This window comes from Vibrio sp. 10N.286.51.B11, assembly GCF_041469245.1.
Lineage (GTDB): Bacteria > Pseudomonadota > Gammaproteobacteria > Enterobacterales > Vibrionaceae > Vibrio > Vibrio crassostreae_C.
This window is the reverse complement of record NZ_JBFRKI010000021.1, coordinates 26,779-42,402: the sequence shown is the minus strand read 5'-3', so window position 1 is coordinate 42,402 and position 15,624 is coordinate 26,779. Positions and strand designations below refer to the sequence as shown.

The 15,624-nt window shown below is 43.0% G+C and carries 16 protein-coding genes; 6 read left to right on the top strand and 10 right to left on the bottom strand.

The genetic code is table 11. The features are described from left to right. The first annotated feature begins 395 nt into the window (after window positions 1-395). Window positions 396-2,102: a phospho-sugar mutase gene (locus tag AB4154_RS11225; protein ID WP_372123033.1), complete on the top strand. Its 1,707-nt coding sequence runs from the start codon at window positions 396-398 to the stop codon at window positions 2,100-2,102. Between the two features lie 107 nt (window positions 2,103-2,209). On the opposite strand, the gene AB4154_RS11220 is transcribed toward AB4154_RS11225, so the two are convergent. The 4 genes from AB4154_RS11220 to yegD form a co-directional block, all read right to left on the bottom strand. Beyond that, entirely contained in the window at window positions 2,210-2,842 is a 633-nt protein-coding gene (locus tag AB4154_RS11220) for a LysE family translocator (protein ID WP_017068640.1), read from the bottom strand. A gap of 150 nt (window positions 2,843-2,992) precedes the next feature. After that, window positions 2,993-3,625 (bottom strand): fumarylacetoacetate hydrolase family protein, encoded by a 633-nt coding sequence (locus AB4154_RS11215; RefSeq protein WP_017061760.1) that lies wholly within the window; start codon window positions 3,623-3,625, stop codon window positions 2,993-2,995. Window positions 3,626-3,915: 290 nt separating this feature from the next. Continuing rightward, a complete protein-coding gene (locus tag AB4154_RS11210; protein WP_017061761.1) occupies window positions 3,916-4,953 on the bottom strand; it encodes a porin in 1,038 nt (345 codons plus the stop codon). A 490-nt stretch (window positions 4,954-5,443) separates the two neighbouring features. Next, on the bottom strand, window positions 5,444-6,796 hold the full coding sequence (gene yegD / locus AB4154_RS11205; protein WP_017064846.1) for a molecular chaperone: 1,353 nt from the start codon (window positions 6,794-6,796) through the stop codon (window positions 5,444-5,446). A 160-nt stretch (window positions 6,797-6,956) separates the two neighbouring features. Between yegD and AB4154_RS11200 the strand changes: the two genes are divergently transcribed. Next, window positions 6,957-7,265 (top strand): DUF1289 domain-containing protein, encoded by a 309-nt coding sequence (locus AB4154_RS11200; protein ID WP_080582242.1) that lies wholly within the window; start codon window positions 6,957-6,959, stop codon window positions 7,263-7,265. 134 nt (window positions 7,266-7,399) lie between these two features. Here the strand turns inward: AB4154_RS11200 and AB4154_RS11195 are convergent, their stop codons facing one another. Then, a complete protein-coding gene (locus AB4154_RS11195) occupies window positions 7,400-7,750 on the bottom strand; it encodes a HopJ type III effector protein (protein WP_102397945.1) in 351 nt (116 codons plus the stop codon). A gap of 194 nt (window positions 7,751-7,944) precedes the next feature. On the opposite strand from AB4154_RS11195, the gene AB4154_RS11190 reads away from it, so the two are divergent. Next, window positions 7,945-8,604, top strand: a complete 660-nt coding sequence (locus AB4154_RS11190) for a PilZ domain-containing protein (protein ID WP_017064847.1) — start codon at window positions 7,945-7,947, stop codon at window positions 8,602-8,604. A gap of 59 nt (window positions 8,605-8,663) precedes the next feature. Here AB4154_RS11190 and luxQ read toward each other — a convergent pair whose 3' ends face one another. The 5 genes from luxQ to AB4154_RS11165 all read right to left on the bottom strand — a co-directional run bounded on the left by luxQ (window position 8,664) and on the right by AB4154_RS11165 (window position 13,868). Then, complete coding sequence (luxQ, locus tag AB4154_RS11185) at window positions 8,664-11,237, bottom strand: quorum-sensing autoinducer 2 sensor kinase/phosphatase LuxQ (protein WP_372123031.1); 2,574 nt, start codon at window positions 11,235-11,237, stop codon at window positions 8,664-8,666. Continuing rightward, window positions 11,237-12,331, bottom strand: coding sequence for an autoinducer 2-binding periplasmic protein LuxP (locus tag AB4154_RS11180; protein ID WP_029235787.1), 1,095 nt, complete (start codon window positions 12,329-12,331; stop codon window positions 11,237-11,239). The genes luxQ and AB4154_RS11180 overlap by 1 nt, the downstream gene beginning before the upstream one ends. Window positions 12,332-12,639: 308 nt before the next feature. Beyond that, window positions 12,640-12,954 (bottom strand): GIY-YIG nuclease family protein, encoded by a 315-nt coding sequence (locus AB4154_RS11175; protein WP_017061768.1) that lies wholly within the window; start codon window positions 12,952-12,954, stop codon window positions 12,640-12,642. After that, the gene (locus AB4154_RS11170; protein ID WP_017061769.1) at window positions 12,955-13,611 is read right to left on the bottom strand and encodes a YceH family protein; all 657 of its coding nucleotides are present in this window, start codon (window positions 13,609-13,611) and stop codon (window positions 12,955-12,957) included. A gap of 56 nt (window positions 13,612-13,667) precedes the next feature. Continuing rightward, a complete protein-coding gene (locus AB4154_RS11165; RefSeq protein WP_017061770.1) occupies window positions 13,668-13,868 on the bottom strand; it encodes a hypothetical protein in 201 nt (66 codons plus the stop codon). 195 nt (window positions 13,869-14,063) lie between these two features. Between AB4154_RS11165 and AB4154_RS11160 the strand changes: the two genes are divergently transcribed. From AB4154_RS11160 to AB4154_RS11150, 3 genes are all read left to right on the top strand, one after another. Further along, complete coding sequence (locus AB4154_RS11160) at window positions 14,064-14,378, top strand: DUF496 family protein (RefSeq protein WP_004742367.1); 315 nt, start codon at window positions 14,064-14,066, stop codon at window positions 14,376-14,378. A gap of 197 nt (window positions 14,379-14,575) precedes the next feature. After that, window positions 14,576-15,202, top strand: a complete 627-nt coding sequence (locus tag AB4154_RS11155) for a D-Ala-D-Ala carboxypeptidase family metallohydrolase (protein WP_017064850.1) — start codon at window positions 14,576-14,578, stop codon at window positions 15,200-15,202. Between the two features lie 166 nt (window positions 15,203-15,368). Continuing rightward, window positions 15,369-15,605, top strand: a complete 237-nt coding sequence (locus tag AB4154_RS11150; protein WP_017061772.1) for a hypothetical protein — start codon at window positions 15,369-15,371, stop codon at window positions 15,603-15,605. The last annotated feature ends 19 nt before the right edge of the window (window positions 15,606-15,624 follow it).

Here is a 15,624-nt window from a genome sequence, read left to right as displayed (position 1 = left end):
GACAACATTCATTGTTATTCCGGCTACACATGAAAAGGCTGAATCTCAATCTACAACTCACATGGAACTAGCCTGTGAGCAGGCTACTGACCTCATATAAACCCAAGAACTAATACGGTTCAAAAGCGTTGGAGGTTTCCATGAAAGATTCAAAAACGGCGAATTTGTTAAATTTTGTTATATTTATGTAAAAGGCTAGTTAGTGATATCCAATTATTCAAGGTAAGTTTACTTACTAAACAGTCAATTATTTGAAGTGGCTTAATCTACGTGCCCTCTTGCCGTTGGAATTTATTTTATATCGAGTTTTACGATTGCCTCCATGGAAATGAGAATCAATATCACTTAAATTAAATCAACGGTAAGTCATACAGACATTAATAGGTTTAGTGATTATGCAAGATGCAATGAATTGGTTAGCGAGAGACCCAGATCCAAGAACTCGTGAAGAACTTCAACACCTCATCGATGAGGGAATGCACGACGAACTTGAAGACCGCTTTACTCAACGATTAGAGTTCGGAACGGCAGGACTTAGAGGCAAAGTTGGATGCGGCCCAAATCGAATGAACCGTTTAGTCATACAGGAAACAGCAACCGGGCTCGGCCACTACTTAATCGAACATGTCGCTAATGCGACCATTCGCGGTGTGGTCGTCGGTTATGACGGCCGTTTAGATTCAAAGCAGTTCGCGATTGATACCGCTTCCGTACTCACGGCTTTAGGCATTAAGGTTTATCTAACCTCGAACGTCGCGGCGACCCCTATCGTTGCCTTTGGTATTGAGCACTTCAACGCCGCAGCTGCCGTTGTGGTGACGGCCAGCCACAACCCACCGGAATACAATGGTTTCAAAGTGTACTGGGAGAATGGCGCTCAAATCATTCCTCCTCACGATGCGGGTATTGCCGCTGAAATCGATATCGCATCGACCAAGCCGCTCCCTTTAATGAGCCTAAGTGACGCTGAATCGCAAGGAAAGTTGGTGTGGTTAACTGAAGGCTATTATCAAACCTACCGCGCTGCGATCAATCAGAGCCCATACGTGAGTGACGAGATCGAATCGGCGAACACCACTATCACCTATACCGCAATGCATGGTGTCGGCGCACAAATGGCCGAGGATCTACTTCACGATTCTGGTTTCCATAAGGTATTCAGCGTCGCAGAACAAAGAGAGCCCGATGGTAACTTCCCGACCGTCAACTTCCCGAATCCGGAAGAAAAAGGCGCGATGGATCTGGTGGTTAACCTAGCCAAAAGTGTCGATGCCGACATTGCTTGTGCCAACGATCCAGATGCAGACCGATTTGCGGTTGCAGTGAGAACATATGATGGCTCTTACAAAATGCTAACAGGTGACCAAGTTGGTGTGCTATTCGCGCATTACTTGTTATCAAAACCTCATACCAAAAACCAGTTAGTTGGTAACAGTATCGTATCTTCAACATTGCTTGAAAAAGTAGCTCAATCCCACGGGGCGACTTATTTCCAAACGCTGACAGGCTTTAAATGGTTAGCCAATATCGGCATGCAATTAGAAGACGAAAGCAATGAGTTCTTATTCGCCTATGAAGAAGCGCTAGGCTATACGATTGGTACTCAGGTTCGAGATAAGGATGGGCTGTCTGCCATCGTTGTTTTCGCTCAACTGGTTGAGGAGCTGAAATCTCAAGGCCGAACAGTTTGGGATCTTCTTGCTCAGATATCGTTGGAACATGGTGTCCACACCAACGCACAACGCAGTATCGCGCTTGACCCAGATTCACCATCGTTAGGTTCTAAGCTCCGCTCGGCACAGCCTAAAGCAATCAACGGTGTCGCTATCTCTGTAATTGAAGATTTGCAGTCTTCTTTACGCTTCGTCATTGGAGGCAATACTGAAGCCATTAACCTGCCTGCAAGTGACGTACTCATCTATCATCTCGAAGATGGTTCACGCATTATCGTAAGACCTTCCGGTACTGAGCCAAAAGTTAAGGTCTACTATGAGACTGTGACAAAATTTGAAGGGACAGAAACCTACGAAGACACTCGCCTGCGCGGTGAGAAGTACATGGAGAAACTGATTGAACAACACCAACAAGAGTTGAATTCATAGCGATTTAGCGCGTTCAACATGTAACGGTTAAATATAAAAAATGGACGCTCGTAGCGTCCATTTTTGTCTCAGCGGCTAACCACGAGAAGATGTCTGATTTGATTCGTCTACGAAGTAAAGAAAGAAGACAACATCCAGATAGCTAACACGATGAAAACTCCGCCCATGACTTTCTGTTGATAGGTACGAAACTTCGCGTTTTCTACGAGAGATTTACCAATCGTACCCACTAACGCCACCAGCAAAAAGTTAAACGTTAAGCCGAGAACATTCAGTAATAAACCCAGAACAAGCATCTGCTGACCGGAAGTCGCTTCAATATTCGTCGACACAAACTGAGGCAGAAACATCACAAAGAAAACCAACGCTTTAGGATTAAGCAGGTTACTGATTAGCGCTCTTTGATAGTAGGCTTTTGCTGCAAAGTTATCGCTTAACTCAGGCGCGTTACCCTGCTCTGTTCGCAGGCAGTCCCATCCCATCTTCAACAAGTACGCGCCGCCTAACAAATGTAGAGCTTTAAGCGCTATTGGGCTCATTGCGATCAACGCTGATACACCCATAGCCGCTAATACTGTCAGAATGATTCCAGAAGTCGCATTACCTAGGCTTGCAAACACGCCGACCTTACGGCCATAGCTCATGCTTGAACTCGCAATCAGTAACATATCAGGGCCAGGTAAAAGAAGAAGTGCAACAACGGCAGTCAGGTAGACAGGTAAAATGGTTAAGTCGATCATGAGGGTCAGCATTGATAAAAACGGAGGCGGATTTTATATCAATTACCAACACCCTTCCAGATGCAATCAGTTGATCGACGTTTATTTAATCGAATTAAAAACCAACATTAAGCGACAAAGCCAATTTATTAACTAAATAGAAAAGACTAATTAACTTGCTACCCATTCGATCTCAATCAATGTCGTATCGCCACACTTTAGGCGACCAAGGAAGATATCGCCTCGATGTACGGCCCCAACACCTTTTGGCGTACCTGTCATCACAACATCGCCGTCTAGTAAGGTGGTATAAGAAGACAGCTCTTCTAGGATAGTTTTTGGAGAGTAAAGCATCTGCTCAACATGTCCTTTCTGAACACGAACACAGTTAATAAACAACTCTAGGTTTAAGTCTGCAAGGTCTAAGTTATCAATTGGAACAAAGCGACTCAAGACAGCGGAACCATCAAACGCCTTGGCGCGCTCCCAAGGTAGGCCTTTCGCTTTTAAGCTACTTTGTAATTCACGTTTGGTGAGATCTAGTCCTAAACCCACAGCGGAGTACTGGCCATTTTCAACAATAAAACAGATTTCTGCTTCGTAGTGCAGCGCTTCTTGATGAAAAGAAGACAGGGATGACGTAACGCTGGTACTTGGTTTATTGAAAACCACCATAGAGTCTGGGATTGCGTTATTGAGTTCTTCGATGTGATCGACATAGTTACGCCCAACACACAGCACCTTAGTTGGGGTTGCTGTTCGTCTCGAATTCATCAGCTGTTCCTGATCGACAACACTGCTCATAGTTTATCCCTGAACTATTTTTTTTGAGTGGAGAGTTTAACGCATCATAAAATGAGAGTCTTCGACAAGATGGTTACCAATATCTAAATTCTGATCTTTAGCTCAATTCGATGATTTGAAAGCGTTTATACGAAGGTCGCAATAGTGCGAAATCACCATTCAAGACAAAAGCCCAAAACGAAAAAAGCCCTCTCTAACCAAAAGGTTTGAGAGGGCTTAGCATGGTGTCTAGGACAGTATCCTAAAAGGTAAACCTAAGGAGTAAACACTATGCTAAATCAGTCTGCGACTTATAGGTAGTAACGAGCACCAAGTAGCCATTGGTCGTCAGCTTTCTCTTTGTACTCACCAGAACCTTGTAGGTCGAATTGGTAACCAGCGAAGCCTACGAACTGAGATGTGAAGTTGTATTCAGCTTGTAGAGCTGTTGTAGAGAATACTGTTTCGCTCTTCTTATCGTCTTCTACCGCTTCGTAGTTAACGCTTAGGTTAAGGCTGTTAGAAAGCGCGTAAGATGCAAGCAATTCAACTGCAACTGACTCTTCAAGAATCTGGCCGTTACCTGAGTTCATGTAGTTGTTCATTGCGTATACACCAGCAAGGTATAAACCTTCAGCGCCGTATGAACCGTAAGTTGCACTTACTACATGTGAATCAGCAGTTTGTGAACCAGCAAGAGCGTAAGTTACGTCACCTGTGTTGTATGCGTAGTTTGCAGTGAAATCAGCGATCGCGTAGTTCAACGCGATTTGAGCACGGTTGCCGTATTCGTTCGCACCATCAGCTTTGCGACCTTGCCATGCAACAGCTGCGTTTAGAGAACCAGCGTTACCGAAGTCGATAGCGTTGCCGTAGCTAACCATCTCTTCGCCACGACCAGTACCTAGATTACCGTGATCTTCGTAGATGAAGTCATTCGCAAATGCGATTGGCATATCTGCTACACCAGCAACGTTGTAGTAAGGTGCCCATTGAGTACCTACTGCTGCACGACCGTAATCATCGTGAGAAAGGCCAACGTAACCAAGACGAGTTGTGAATGACTGATCACCACCGTCTAGCATGTTTAGCGCCCATTCACCTTTAGCATCAGCAGTAAAGCCGTTACCAAGTTCATGAGTTGCACCGAAGTTGATACGTGGAGAAACAGTTTCTACACCGATGTCGTCGCTGTTAAGGCGGTCATCGCTGTTTACATCACCAACTGCAACTGAAACGTGGCCGCCAACAGAGAATGTTGTGCCGTCTTCGTTGTAAAGTTCTACTGCAACTGCCTGTGTACCAAATACTGCACCAGAAATTGCTAGCGCTAAAAGTTTCTTATTCATTGTCATATCCATTATGTAACTGGGTGAGTTATTCACTAACAACCTCGTGCTTACGGAGAAGTTGTTACCTGCATTTAACAAGTAGCCAAACCCTAATATACGAATGACAAGAAAGTTGCATTAAAATATATAAAATAAAAAAAATCGCACTATAAAAAACAAAAATACCCTTTAAAACAGTTGATTAACACGACAATTGCTGGGATCTCCTTTCATTCTTTGAGATAAATACTTTGATTATTTTTGATTTTATAATCACTAAAAAAGCATTAAAAATCTAAACCCAAGGTAACTCATCAGACCATCGAGAGGCTCGCCTTTGCCTTTGAAACATTTTGTAACACGTAGAGCTCAGCTGAAATATTTAGCTTTGTGAAACAAATCCCAATATGAGCTAGGAAAAATCGTTCAATAGAAAGTTCATTAGAGAAAAACAAAAAAGGGCAACCAATCAGCGACTGGTTGCCCTTCATAACTCATCATTGAACTCTTATTTGAAGCAAACCTCAGCCCAACGAGCTAAACCTGCAGTTACTGAACCGAAGTAATTACCACTCACAATCGGTACATTCGGCACAGCTTGTTGTACGGCTTCACGAAGTATCGGTGAACGAGCGGAACCACCCGTCATGTAGATTACGTCTGGCTTTTTCTGGCCTTGTTGAATCGCTTCTTTAACCAACTCAATCATCTTAGACTTTGGTGTTTCAATCGCTTCAACCATCTGTTCGACTGAGATATCTACCTCGACCAGTTCAGAGGCAACATTAATCGCAGCACGATATTGAGGGGATTCTGCCAGCGCAATCTTGGCCTCTTCCGCTCTACGCACAATACCGTAACCCAAAGTGTCGTGATAAACCTTCATCAAACGTTCTAGCTTTTGAGGCTCTGACGCTTCTTTACGAAGTAATTTTAATGCCGCTAGGTTTTCTCTTGAATAGAAGTTCTTTTGAGCTTCAACATTATTAATCGCAATTGGGTTCCAGAATTGAGTCAGTGGCATATCAATACCCGAAATGCCTTTGCTGCCCATACCAAAAGGTGACATCAGTTGTTTGAATGCAAGATAGATATCGAGGTCATTCCCCCCTACCCTTTGCCCACTGTGTGCCAACAAGCTCTGGGTACGATCCGCTTTACCAGACCACGTTGGTCCCATTTCTAATAATGAGCAATCGGTGGTACCACCGCCAATATCAACAACCAATACTGTTTGGTTTTCAGTTAATGTGCTTTCGTAATCAAGGCCTGCGGCTACGGGCTCAAATTGAAAAGCAATATCAAGGAAACCGGCACGCTTAGCTGCGCGAGACAGTATGTCTTCAGCTTGTCTGTTCGCCTCTTCACCACCTCGACCGTGGAAGTTAATTGGTCGGCCGATAACAGCTTGCTTGATCTGCTCTTGAGTCGTGAGTTCGGCTTGATTCTTGATATTTGCCATCATGGCGCACACTAAATCTTCGAAAAAGCTCACCTGCACATCATGCAGTCCACTCGCGCCAAGGAAAGATTTAGGGGACTTAACATAATAAACATCGCGAGGGTCTTCTAAATATAAGTCCAACGCAGCCTGACCAAATGCCATGTCTTCTGGCACTAAGTCGATACTCTCTTCTCTGTTCAGCGCAATCGCACGTCGTAATACTTGCTCACCGATCGCATCACTCGGCTTGATATTCAAGTGGCGGAATAGATGTTCAGAAACACTCTCACGAGTAGGCGCAAACACGGTTGAGGGAATATAGTGGTTGTTACCTTCTAGCGGTAACAGGCTTGGCTCTCCATTAACCATCGCCGCGACAGAACAGTTCGCTGTTCCATAATCAAATCCAATAAACATAATATCCCCCCACTCAACAAAAGGGGCGAGATGCTACATGAAAAGCCTAAAAATTACGAGGTCATTTCTAAATTTAACTGAGTAATTTCTTAGCTTAACGGCTCTTCAAGAAGAAACAAATATGCTACATTTCAGCCCCAATGAATCACAGGTTAGAGAAATGAAAACACCTTGCCGAGCGGCTTGTAAAAATAATGGCGGAATGTGTAGTGGCTGCTTTCGAACAATGGATGAAATTATAGGTTGGAAAGGCTTATCTGAAGAAGAGCAAACGTCGGTTATGGATAATCTTAGTGGCGCGAGTTCGACTCACCAATGTCCACAGTGTAATGAGCCAGCTCAATGCGATATCAGTGCGGGCAAAGAGACGTGTTGGTGTTTTGAGTTAGAAAAACGAGATACTAGCGATATTCCAAAGGCTGGAGTTTGTATGTGTCGTAAGTGCTTGTCTGCCCTGCCCGTTCAGTAGTTTAGAGCCCATTTAGTAAGTTACTGGATAGCAAGTTACTAGCCAGTTCAACATAGACAAAAAAAGCGAGAGGTTGTTTTCTCGCTTCAAAATACTGAGATCAAATTTCGACCTAATCGTTACCTGGTTAGTGTCTACTTCGCTTTTGCAACCAGCGCAGGCTGAGAAAACTGGATACCATTCCAGCCATGAACCATAAAGTTACGAATATTTTGATGGTCGCTGTTCTCAGGAAAACCTAGCACGTCGTTACGATAAAATTGACCAAAACAAGCAAGTGTTTGCTCTGCTGATAGGCCTTGCTCTAAACCAAAAGCAAAAATCTTACACGAACCATTATTCTGCCCTGCAGCGTTCACTACCTCACCATTGCGAAATTCGCGCTCAGAAAAATCATAGTGAGCTTCGATCACTTGCATTGTATCTTCAAATTGCACGGCCTCTGGGGTTTCAGCCAGAGTATTCAATAAGGTTTCCAGTTCCATTTACTATTTCTCCATCAAGTATATATCTGTCAGCAGTGTATCTTGTTTTACGACAAGAGTAAGCCGTTGTTTACTTGAGATAGCGATTCACTTTTTTGTTGTACGCTGCTAATTACTTCAATGAAACTAATGACATAGTTTTATCAGGGCGTTATATTATTTTATCAAACGATTAACATTGTTCAGTAACGAATATGCATAAAGATAAAAACTTAGAACTGTTCAGATACCTAAAGCCAGGTACAAAAACAGCAGGTGTATTGGAATTTGGCCCAGACGACTCAATCCAGATCAGTACACTTTATATCGGACACAAAGAAGATCAGTACCTCATCCTAGAGCTTACGCAAAAAGCGACAGAAGCACTGACGCTGAGAAAGCTCACAAACGTTGATATTATTGTTCGTGCGATTACCGACACCGAACTTGGGCACATTGTCGCGTTCAAAACCAATGTACTGGCTCATATCACCTCTCCAGCACATCTAATCTTCCTTCGCCCACCCTCAAACTTTGCAAGCAAGCCTATTCGTGAACACGAAAGGTATAAAGTACGTCTCAGCTGTGAAGTCACTTTTGATACCTTGTCGCTGGATGCCACACTAGTCGACTTTTCAGCGTCAGGGTGCGGTATCTATCTTACCCAGCAATCAGATATTGATGTCGGCTGGAAGATAAAAGTTAATTCTGACTTAAATGAGTACTTAGATGACGATCTTGTCTACAAGGTGGTAAGTAAGAAAAGGCAAAGACAAGGCTGGCTGCTAGGTATCCAATTCCCTGAACACCTAGATATGAGTGATGAGTTGAAAACGCTGCTATTGGAACAAGCCTTTGTCGCTGGCTCGATATAAAGGCAGAAAATTAGTTACTTCTCTTCAACAGACTCCATTAAAGAGCACTAAGTTAAAGCCTAGTGCTCTGTGTCATTCCAGTATGAGTTTTTGAAATGAACAAACGCTTGGTGGAGCGACTCTTCTTTAATCGGCTTTACAATCACGTAATTCGCCCCTGCGGCCATAAAGCTGTCTCTAGTTGACTCTTGAGCATCAGCGGTACACGCATAAATAGGGGCTGACACACCAATCTCACCTCTTAGCTGCTGAGTGGTTTCAACACCACCGAGATTAGGGAGTTGGTTATCCATCAAGATCAAGTCATAGGTAATCGTCTTAGCCATCTCAATCGCTTCTAAGCCATCTTTTACCCAGGTGACGACCATGCCATATTTCTTACAGAAAGCCTGAGCAATAAAGGCGTTGGTGTGATTGTCTTCCACCAGCAACACATTCAAAGGTCGACTAAACAACGCCTCTGGCTCAACCTCAGCTTGTTTCTTAGCATCGACTAATAGCGGCTTGGCGTGTACGACTACAGGAATTTCTATCGTGAACTCTGAGCCTTGACCTATCACGCTGCGGACTTGAATGTCCCCTTCCAGCATATCGACCAGATTTTTTACAATTGTAAGTCCTAAACCAGTGCCACCATATTCACGAGTGGTGGTCTCTTCGGCTTGAACAAAGGGTTCAAAAACAGCATCAATTTTGCTTTCATCAATACCAATGCCAGAATCTTTCACTCGAACGATCAAGCTGGCGTGATCGGAGTTAAAGATACTCTCGAGCTCAAAGCTGACGGAGATACCGCCTTGATGAGTGAATTTAAAAGCATTACTCAACAGATTAAACATGATCTGATTGAGGCGTACTTGGTCGGTATTGATTTCAATGTCATCAACTAAGTGATTCACAATGGTAAATTCGACGGATTTATCTTCACACAGCGGTCGATAGATGCTGTCTAAGGTATTAACTAACTCCCCTAAACGGAAGTCTTTCTTTTGAATATTAAACTGCCCTTGCTCAATCTTTGAGAAGTCCAAGATATCGTTAAGTACCGCCAGTAAATGTTCCGCACTATTACACAGTACATCCACCTGCTCGCGATTATCTTCATTGTGCATAGAGCGCTTGAGCAGCTGAGACACACCGAGAATACCGTTGAGCGGCGTGCGAATCTCATGACTCATCTTAGCTAAGAAGTCTGCTCGCACATTCGCAAGATGCTCAGCTTCTTCTCTTGCTCGATCAGCCTGTCTTTCCGCCTCGATTAGCTTAGTAATATCTTGCCCTTGTACCACCACTCCTGTGATGCCGTGTTCCACGCGAATAGCAGACATGTTCCAACGAAACACCTTTTCACCAATGGGTACGTTAATACCCGTCAGTTTAGAACCCTGAACCACCATTTGAATATTAGGCAGCATTCGCTGCTCAAACTCTTGGGCAATTGGACCATAATTGTCATCAGCATCGAACAACGCCATGCGAGCGGCGGGGTTCATCTGAATCAAATCGCCTTTTTCAGACCAAACTAAGATAGGCGAATGAGCAAAGTTAAAGAGATCTTGGAATTTTTGATTCTGTTCAGATAAGCGCTCAAAGGTGTCTTCAAGAGTACAACCAATATGATGAAATTCGAAAATGTTAGAGCCATCGAACTTGTTGTACTTTTCGCTAGCACTTGCCGAACGAGTAAAGTCCATTAGCTTATCAAGCTCGGCTGAGACTCTCTTTTGAATCCAAGTTCGAGCAAAAAAAGACATCAATATGATCACCACAATCACCACGATGATCGCACGCTGATAATTCTCTTCTAACGCAATGAAATTATTATTTTTTTGAACAGCTCGAATGATTAAAGGAGTTTCAACAGCATTAATCTTAATGGTTGCGATGGTAACGAAATGACGCGGCAACTGTTCGTACATTTGGTAATTGAGGATGTCAGTAATGGTGTAGCTTTCATCACCACTGAATGTCGATGTCACCGGTGTACCGTGCGCTTCAATCACGATATTTTCGCTATTACTGCCCTGTTGGATTGACTCAGCCAAAGAGAAGTTGTTGTCAAGCACAATGGCGATATAGAGTTGACCAAGGACTTCCCCAGTAGCGTTATCAACAATAGGGGTACGGCGAGCCAACAAGTGACGCTTACCTATATCTGTCCTCAGTTTAATAAAATGCCAATTACTGCTGAACGAAACCTCATCAGAAATATGCTTTAAGTTGGACTCATCCAAACCATAAAATTGACTGTTGCCGTCTTCCCAAGCCAAACCATCGTGGGTTGAGACAAAGCGTAAATCTGGTGCATGATCCGGTTCACGTTGGTCAACACCAAAGAAAAAGTAGCTCAGAGTCTCGTCATTACCCGTATCAAAGTACTCTCTGAGAGTTTCACTGTGTGAGCTACTGTCTTGATGGATTTGCAGCACCGACAAACGATAATCAAACATGTTTTGGATCAGGCTTGAGGTTTGCTGTACCGTTCGATTCGTCTCTTGCTGTACGATATTACTGCTGGTTTCATAATTATGAATAAGCACGCCAAGTGCCATCACGCCTATCACCAAAATAACGATACGCGTAATGAGTCTAGCTAAAGTGTTTCTAGGTGTACTGGCGTAACTTTTCTTCATTAGTGACCTGAGTACCTAAATGCTCGCTGTTTAAGTTCTGAAATACGTTCTGGGGAATCTTCCTTGGTGACAATTTCAAATTCACCAGAGTAAACGGTAGGCACTTCCAAACCGGCTAGATCCCACTTGATCGCCTCTGCCATTGCAATGCCTGTATCGTCGTTCATACGCATGACAGTAACATCTAGGTCGCCCCTTGCAATGGCTTCAAGTTCAGCAGAGCCGCCTCCCCAACCATTCACTAAGATGTCTTGGCCCGATTCACGAATCGCTTCCATTGCACCGAGAGCGACATCCGTTGAACATGCATAGATAAAGTCTAGATCCTTATCGTTCTCTATGCTGATTTTAGCCGCTTGGTAGCCACTGTCTTTGTTTGATTTTGTGTAAAACGAAGACTTAAGGGTAAAGTTGGTAACCGTATTCACTTCATGGATAAAAGTATCTCCACGCGCATCACTGATATAGCCTTGTGAGTAATACAAAACAGAATACTTACTGTCTGGCGGACTTACTTGTTTAAAATAGTCCGCCAGTTTTAAGCTGCCTGTCGCATGGTCAAAACCCACATACATAAATGGCTGTCTATCTGCCCAAGCTCGCACTGGCGTCGTGATATTTTGAAGAATCAGTTTGGTGTCTGTAGAGGTCAACACGTGCTCGATAAACTTGCGGTGGCGCGTGGTATCTAGCGTGAAAATCAAATAATCCGTCTTGTTTTCAATCGCTTCTTGCAACGAAATACTCTGCTGCGCGAGATCGGCATTAATACGGGTAAATACTTGATTTATTTGGTAGCGGATCTTCAGCCTATCGAGACGCTTCTCAAAAGCTTGAATATTACGAACCCAGTAATCCGAGATCTGTTGGCCCGGATACACCACGGAAATCGTAATTGGTTCGTCTTGGATTCTTCTCAGTGGCACAGGGTGATTTTGTACAGCCTCGACCATTTTATCGGTCAATGCTCTTTGTTCTGGAAAAGTGGAAAGATAATCTTGGTATTCCCAGTACCTATTGAGGACATGAGTACCATGGGAGAGAGCGGACGCAGAAAATACGGCAAGTCCAAACAACATCAGTAAACGTTTCATATTTTTCTCGTTTTATATGAGCTACTTTGGCTCATTTTTTAACCTAGCATGACACCATCTCTTTGTATGGCTAATGGATATTATGTAGGACAACGATGATAAATGATAGCGTCTAACACTAATTAGAACGACATTCTAAATGAGCAATATGTTAATTTGGAATGGAGATTAAGAACAACGAGTTAAATTATGATTTCAGCCCATTCACGGTAAGAGTAATTACCATTTAAATTCATAAGCTTAGCTAGAGCCGATATAGCTCCTTACACTATTAAGATTTAATCAATAACAAACATTTTAGCTATGAATTATGAGACTTCGATATATTGAATTTTGTCTTTTTGCCACTCAATAATCAGTTTGAGTGATACCAGTTTTTCTTTGCGGGATTTGGGCAACTGCTTGATCGCGTATTCGGTTTTCAACGCCTCACTTTTTGAGCCAACACCAAAGCTCCAAACCAGCTTAAGTGGGCCTTTACCTTTTAAAGCTTTGGCGCCTTTACCGGTTTGATGTTGTTCAAATCGACGTTCTAGATTGTTCGTCACGCCACAATAAAGGGCATTGTGACGATTGCGGATCAAGTACACGACCCAATCCGCATTTTTATCAGCATCTGACATTTAAAGCAGTGATTCAACCAGAGCCTTAAGCTCTGCCACTTCTGCTCGTAGGCTTGCAACTTCAGACTCAAGCTCTTCAAACTTTTCACTCGTTGCAGAGGGGGCAGCCGCGCTTACTGATGCCATCGCAAACGCTTCAACGTCCACTTCACCGCTCAACAAATGCTGGTAGCGTGATTCACGTTTACCCGCTTCGCGTGGCAGCTTCACAACCAAGGCACCTGCTTCTCTTGCAGCGAGTTTGTCTAATGTTGCTTCTACTTCTTTCACATCACTAAAGTTTGCAAGGCGACCCGTTCGAGTACGAAGTTCACCGGGTGTTTGCGCACCGCGCAGTAACATACAGCAGATGATTGCACGCTCTTGCTCTGTAAATTGCAGATCGCCGAACTCAGTGTTGCAGAAACGATGCTGATACTTATTAACACGGCTATTGAAGCTGCTCTCATCACTCACCATGCGACGTCCGATTAAACCATCAACTGCATCTAAAACATCTGACTCAGAAAGAGAGAGAACAGGTTCACGGTTACTCTTTTGATTACATGCCGTGGTTAAACTGTTCAGTGTCAGTGGGTAATGATCGGGAGTAGTGACTTCTTTCTCGATCAAACAACCGATAATTCTCGCTTCAATTGGGGAAAGTACTGTGTTCATCGTTTTTCCTTTTTATTATTTTGATAATTCCATCTCAACACCTAACAATGCAGTAACTAGTGTTCAGACAAAATTGGTACTCGTTTCTTTCTGCCCTGTTCATCAATCATTATGATCTTAGAACGGTTTAGCTCTATTTCCACGACTTCCAAATAAGTACGCTCTTGTACATACGCATCACGAAGCTTGTTTTGTTCTGCTGAAGATTCAGTGACATTCTCGTCCAATTCTTCGTTTTCCAATTGTTGTTGATTCATTTCACATTTCGTATCAATGCAGTATCTACATGGGATACTAACTTGAACGGTAAGATAAAAACAATCACACATCAGCGAGAGTGACGAATAATTAAACAACCTTACTTTTGCTTTGATCTAAAGACTGTTACATCATCAATTGATGTGCTTTAATCAGAAGCAGACAACGTATTTGACGAATAGGAAAAGGAATCTATGAGCAGCGTATTTGAAATTGTTAACCAAGCACGACGTAAGAACAAACTTAAGCGTGAACTTTTAGACAACGAAAAGAAAGTTCGTGACAACCGTAAGCGTGTCGACCTTCTTGATAACCTACTTGATTACATCAAGCCAGAGATGACCCACGACGAGATCCTAGGCATTATCAAAAATATGAAAGCTGACTACGAAGACCGTGTTGATGACCACATCATCAAGAGCGCTGAGATTTCTAAAGCTCGCCGTGACATCAGCCGTCGCATTCGTGAACTGACAGAAGAAGACAAGCAAATCCAAGGTAAGAAGTAATCTAACCTCGCTAATTTACTTGTAACAATGTTAGTAACCCACTCTTAGTAGTGGGTTTTTTTTACCTAAACTCCAGCGTCTATACTTAAGCATCTAAACCTAACCGTCTAGGCTTAAGCGTACCTAAGCAAAATGAATGAAACTCAACAGCAGTATCAAACTAAATAACGAGTGTACACTAGCGATGGAGAGACTTTATGTACGGAAGTATTCTGATAACCTTGGCGTTATCAACGACACAACCTTACCCTGAAAAATTTGAGAAACTTTATACCGAAGAAACCGAAATCACTTATGACGATCTCGTGGTCGATGTTCATGGCTACAAGGTTCCGACCCGATCAGCATTTCGAGGTTGGATGCTCCTCAATCACGCTCAAGACCAAGTGAGAGCAATCGGACAACAACTCAAGGACAATGGCGTTACTCAGAGCATGCCTCTGCATCTCGTTCTATTGCAAGGGACGGATTGGGCAATGAGTAATACAACCTTGTTTACCCTCCCAAATAAGAAACATGTGCCAAACATGATCAATACCCTGAAGTACATACAACAATATATTGAGCCTGAAATCGGTGTTGTTATACCAGTATCTGGAGAGCGAACCGATATCTACAATCAACAAGCTGGTGGTGCACTGCGAAGTAAGCACTTAGAGTTTTGTGCCTTAGACCTAGTGCCTGCAAATGACATTACTCGCGAAGATCTACACGTGAAACTTAAAAATATTCATTCGGAATTCGGGCAAAAAAATAATGTTGGGCTTGGTTTATATTCAGGTGTTCGATTCCACATCGATACTTGTGGGTTTAGACAATGGTAAAGAAACACGATCAAGTCATAAAGACCTGCAATTCGCACGTGTCACTTAGACTCTAAAAACAAGCGAAATTACATAAGATTATGATTTTAAATGTAAATTAAAACTGGAACGCTAATTGATATTAATAACAAGTATCATAATTATTAATAGCAATTAGGAATTCAATATGAAGACGATGACTCAACGCTTTCAAACTCTGCTTTCTGTTTCAAACTTCAGTCTAGCTATCACAACCTTGCTTATGCTTCTCAGTATTATTGTTGCTTATCCAATGGCCGATCACTTCTCACTGCCAATTCAAATCGTCGCCCACATCAGCACCATCTTAGTCGCAGCCTTGCTGAACATCAGCTATGTCGGTCGTTGCCTTGCACAATACAACCTTGGATTGGAAGTTCGTTAAGTAGCGCCGCGCTAGCCTT

What these genes read in the sequence shown, in the direction of transcription:
- AB4154_RS11225 (WP_372123033.1), top strand. Translation starts at nt 396, where the DNA reads ATGCAAGATGCAATGAATTGGTTAGCGAGAGACCCAGATCCAAGAACT.
- AB4154_RS11220 (WP_017068640.1), bottom strand. Translation starts at nt 2,842, where the DNA reads ATGATCGACTTAACCATTTTACCTGTCTACCTGACTGCCGTTGTTGCA.
- AB4154_RS11215 (WP_017061760.1), bottom strand. Translation starts at nt 3,625, where the DNA reads ATGAGCAGTGTTGTCGATCAGGAACAGCTGATGAATTCGAGACGAACA.
- AB4154_RS11210 (WP_017061761.1), bottom strand. Translation starts at nt 4,953, where the DNA reads ATGAATAAGAAACTTTTAGCGCTAGCAATTTCTGGTGCAGTATTTGGT.
- yegD (WP_017064846.1), bottom strand. Translation starts at nt 6,796, where the DNA reads ATGTTTATTGGATTTGATTATGGAACAGCGAACTGTTCTGTCGCGGCG.
- AB4154_RS11200 (WP_080582242.1), top strand. Translation starts at nt 6,957, where the DNA reads ATGAAAACACCTTGCCGAGCGGCTTGTAAAAATAATGGCGGAATGTGT.
- AB4154_RS11195 (WP_102397945.1), bottom strand. Translation starts at nt 7,750, where the DNA reads ATGGAACTGGAAACCTTATTGAATACTCTGGCTGAAACCCCAGAGGCC.
- AB4154_RS11190 (WP_017064847.1), top strand. Translation starts at nt 7,945, where the DNA reads ATGCATAAAGATAAAAACTTAGAACTGTTCAGATACCTAAAGCCAGGT.
- luxQ (WP_372123031.1), bottom strand. Translation starts at nt 11,237, where the DNA reads ATGAAGAAAAGTTACGCCAGTACACCTAGAAACACTTTAGCTAGACTC.
- AB4154_RS11180 (WP_029235787.1), bottom strand. Translation starts at nt 12,331, where the DNA reads ATGAAACGTTTACTGATGTTGTTTGGACTTGCCGTATTTTCTGCGTCC.
- AB4154_RS11175 (WP_017061768.1), bottom strand. Translation starts at nt 12,954, where the DNA reads ATGTCAGATGCTGATAAAAATGCGGATTGGGTCGTGTACTTGATCCGC.
- AB4154_RS11170 (WP_017061769.1), bottom strand. Translation starts at nt 13,611, where the DNA reads ATGAACACAGTACTTTCCCCAATTGAAGCGAGAATTATCGGTTGTTTG.
- AB4154_RS11165 (WP_017061770.1), bottom strand. Translation starts at nt 13,868, where the DNA reads ATGAATCAACAACAATTGGAAAACGAAGAATTGGACGAGAATGTCACT.
- AB4154_RS11160 (WP_004742367.1), top strand. Translation starts at nt 14,064, where the DNA reads ATGAGCAGCGTATTTGAAATTGTTAACCAAGCACGACGTAAGAACAAA.
- AB4154_RS11155 (WP_017064850.1), top strand. Translation starts at nt 14,576, where the DNA reads ATGTACGGAAGTATTCTGATAACCTTGGCGTTATCAACGACACAACCT.
- AB4154_RS11150 (WP_017061772.1), top strand. Translation starts at nt 15,369, where the DNA reads ATGAAGACGATGACTCAACGCTTTCAAACTCTGCTTTCTGTTTCAAAC.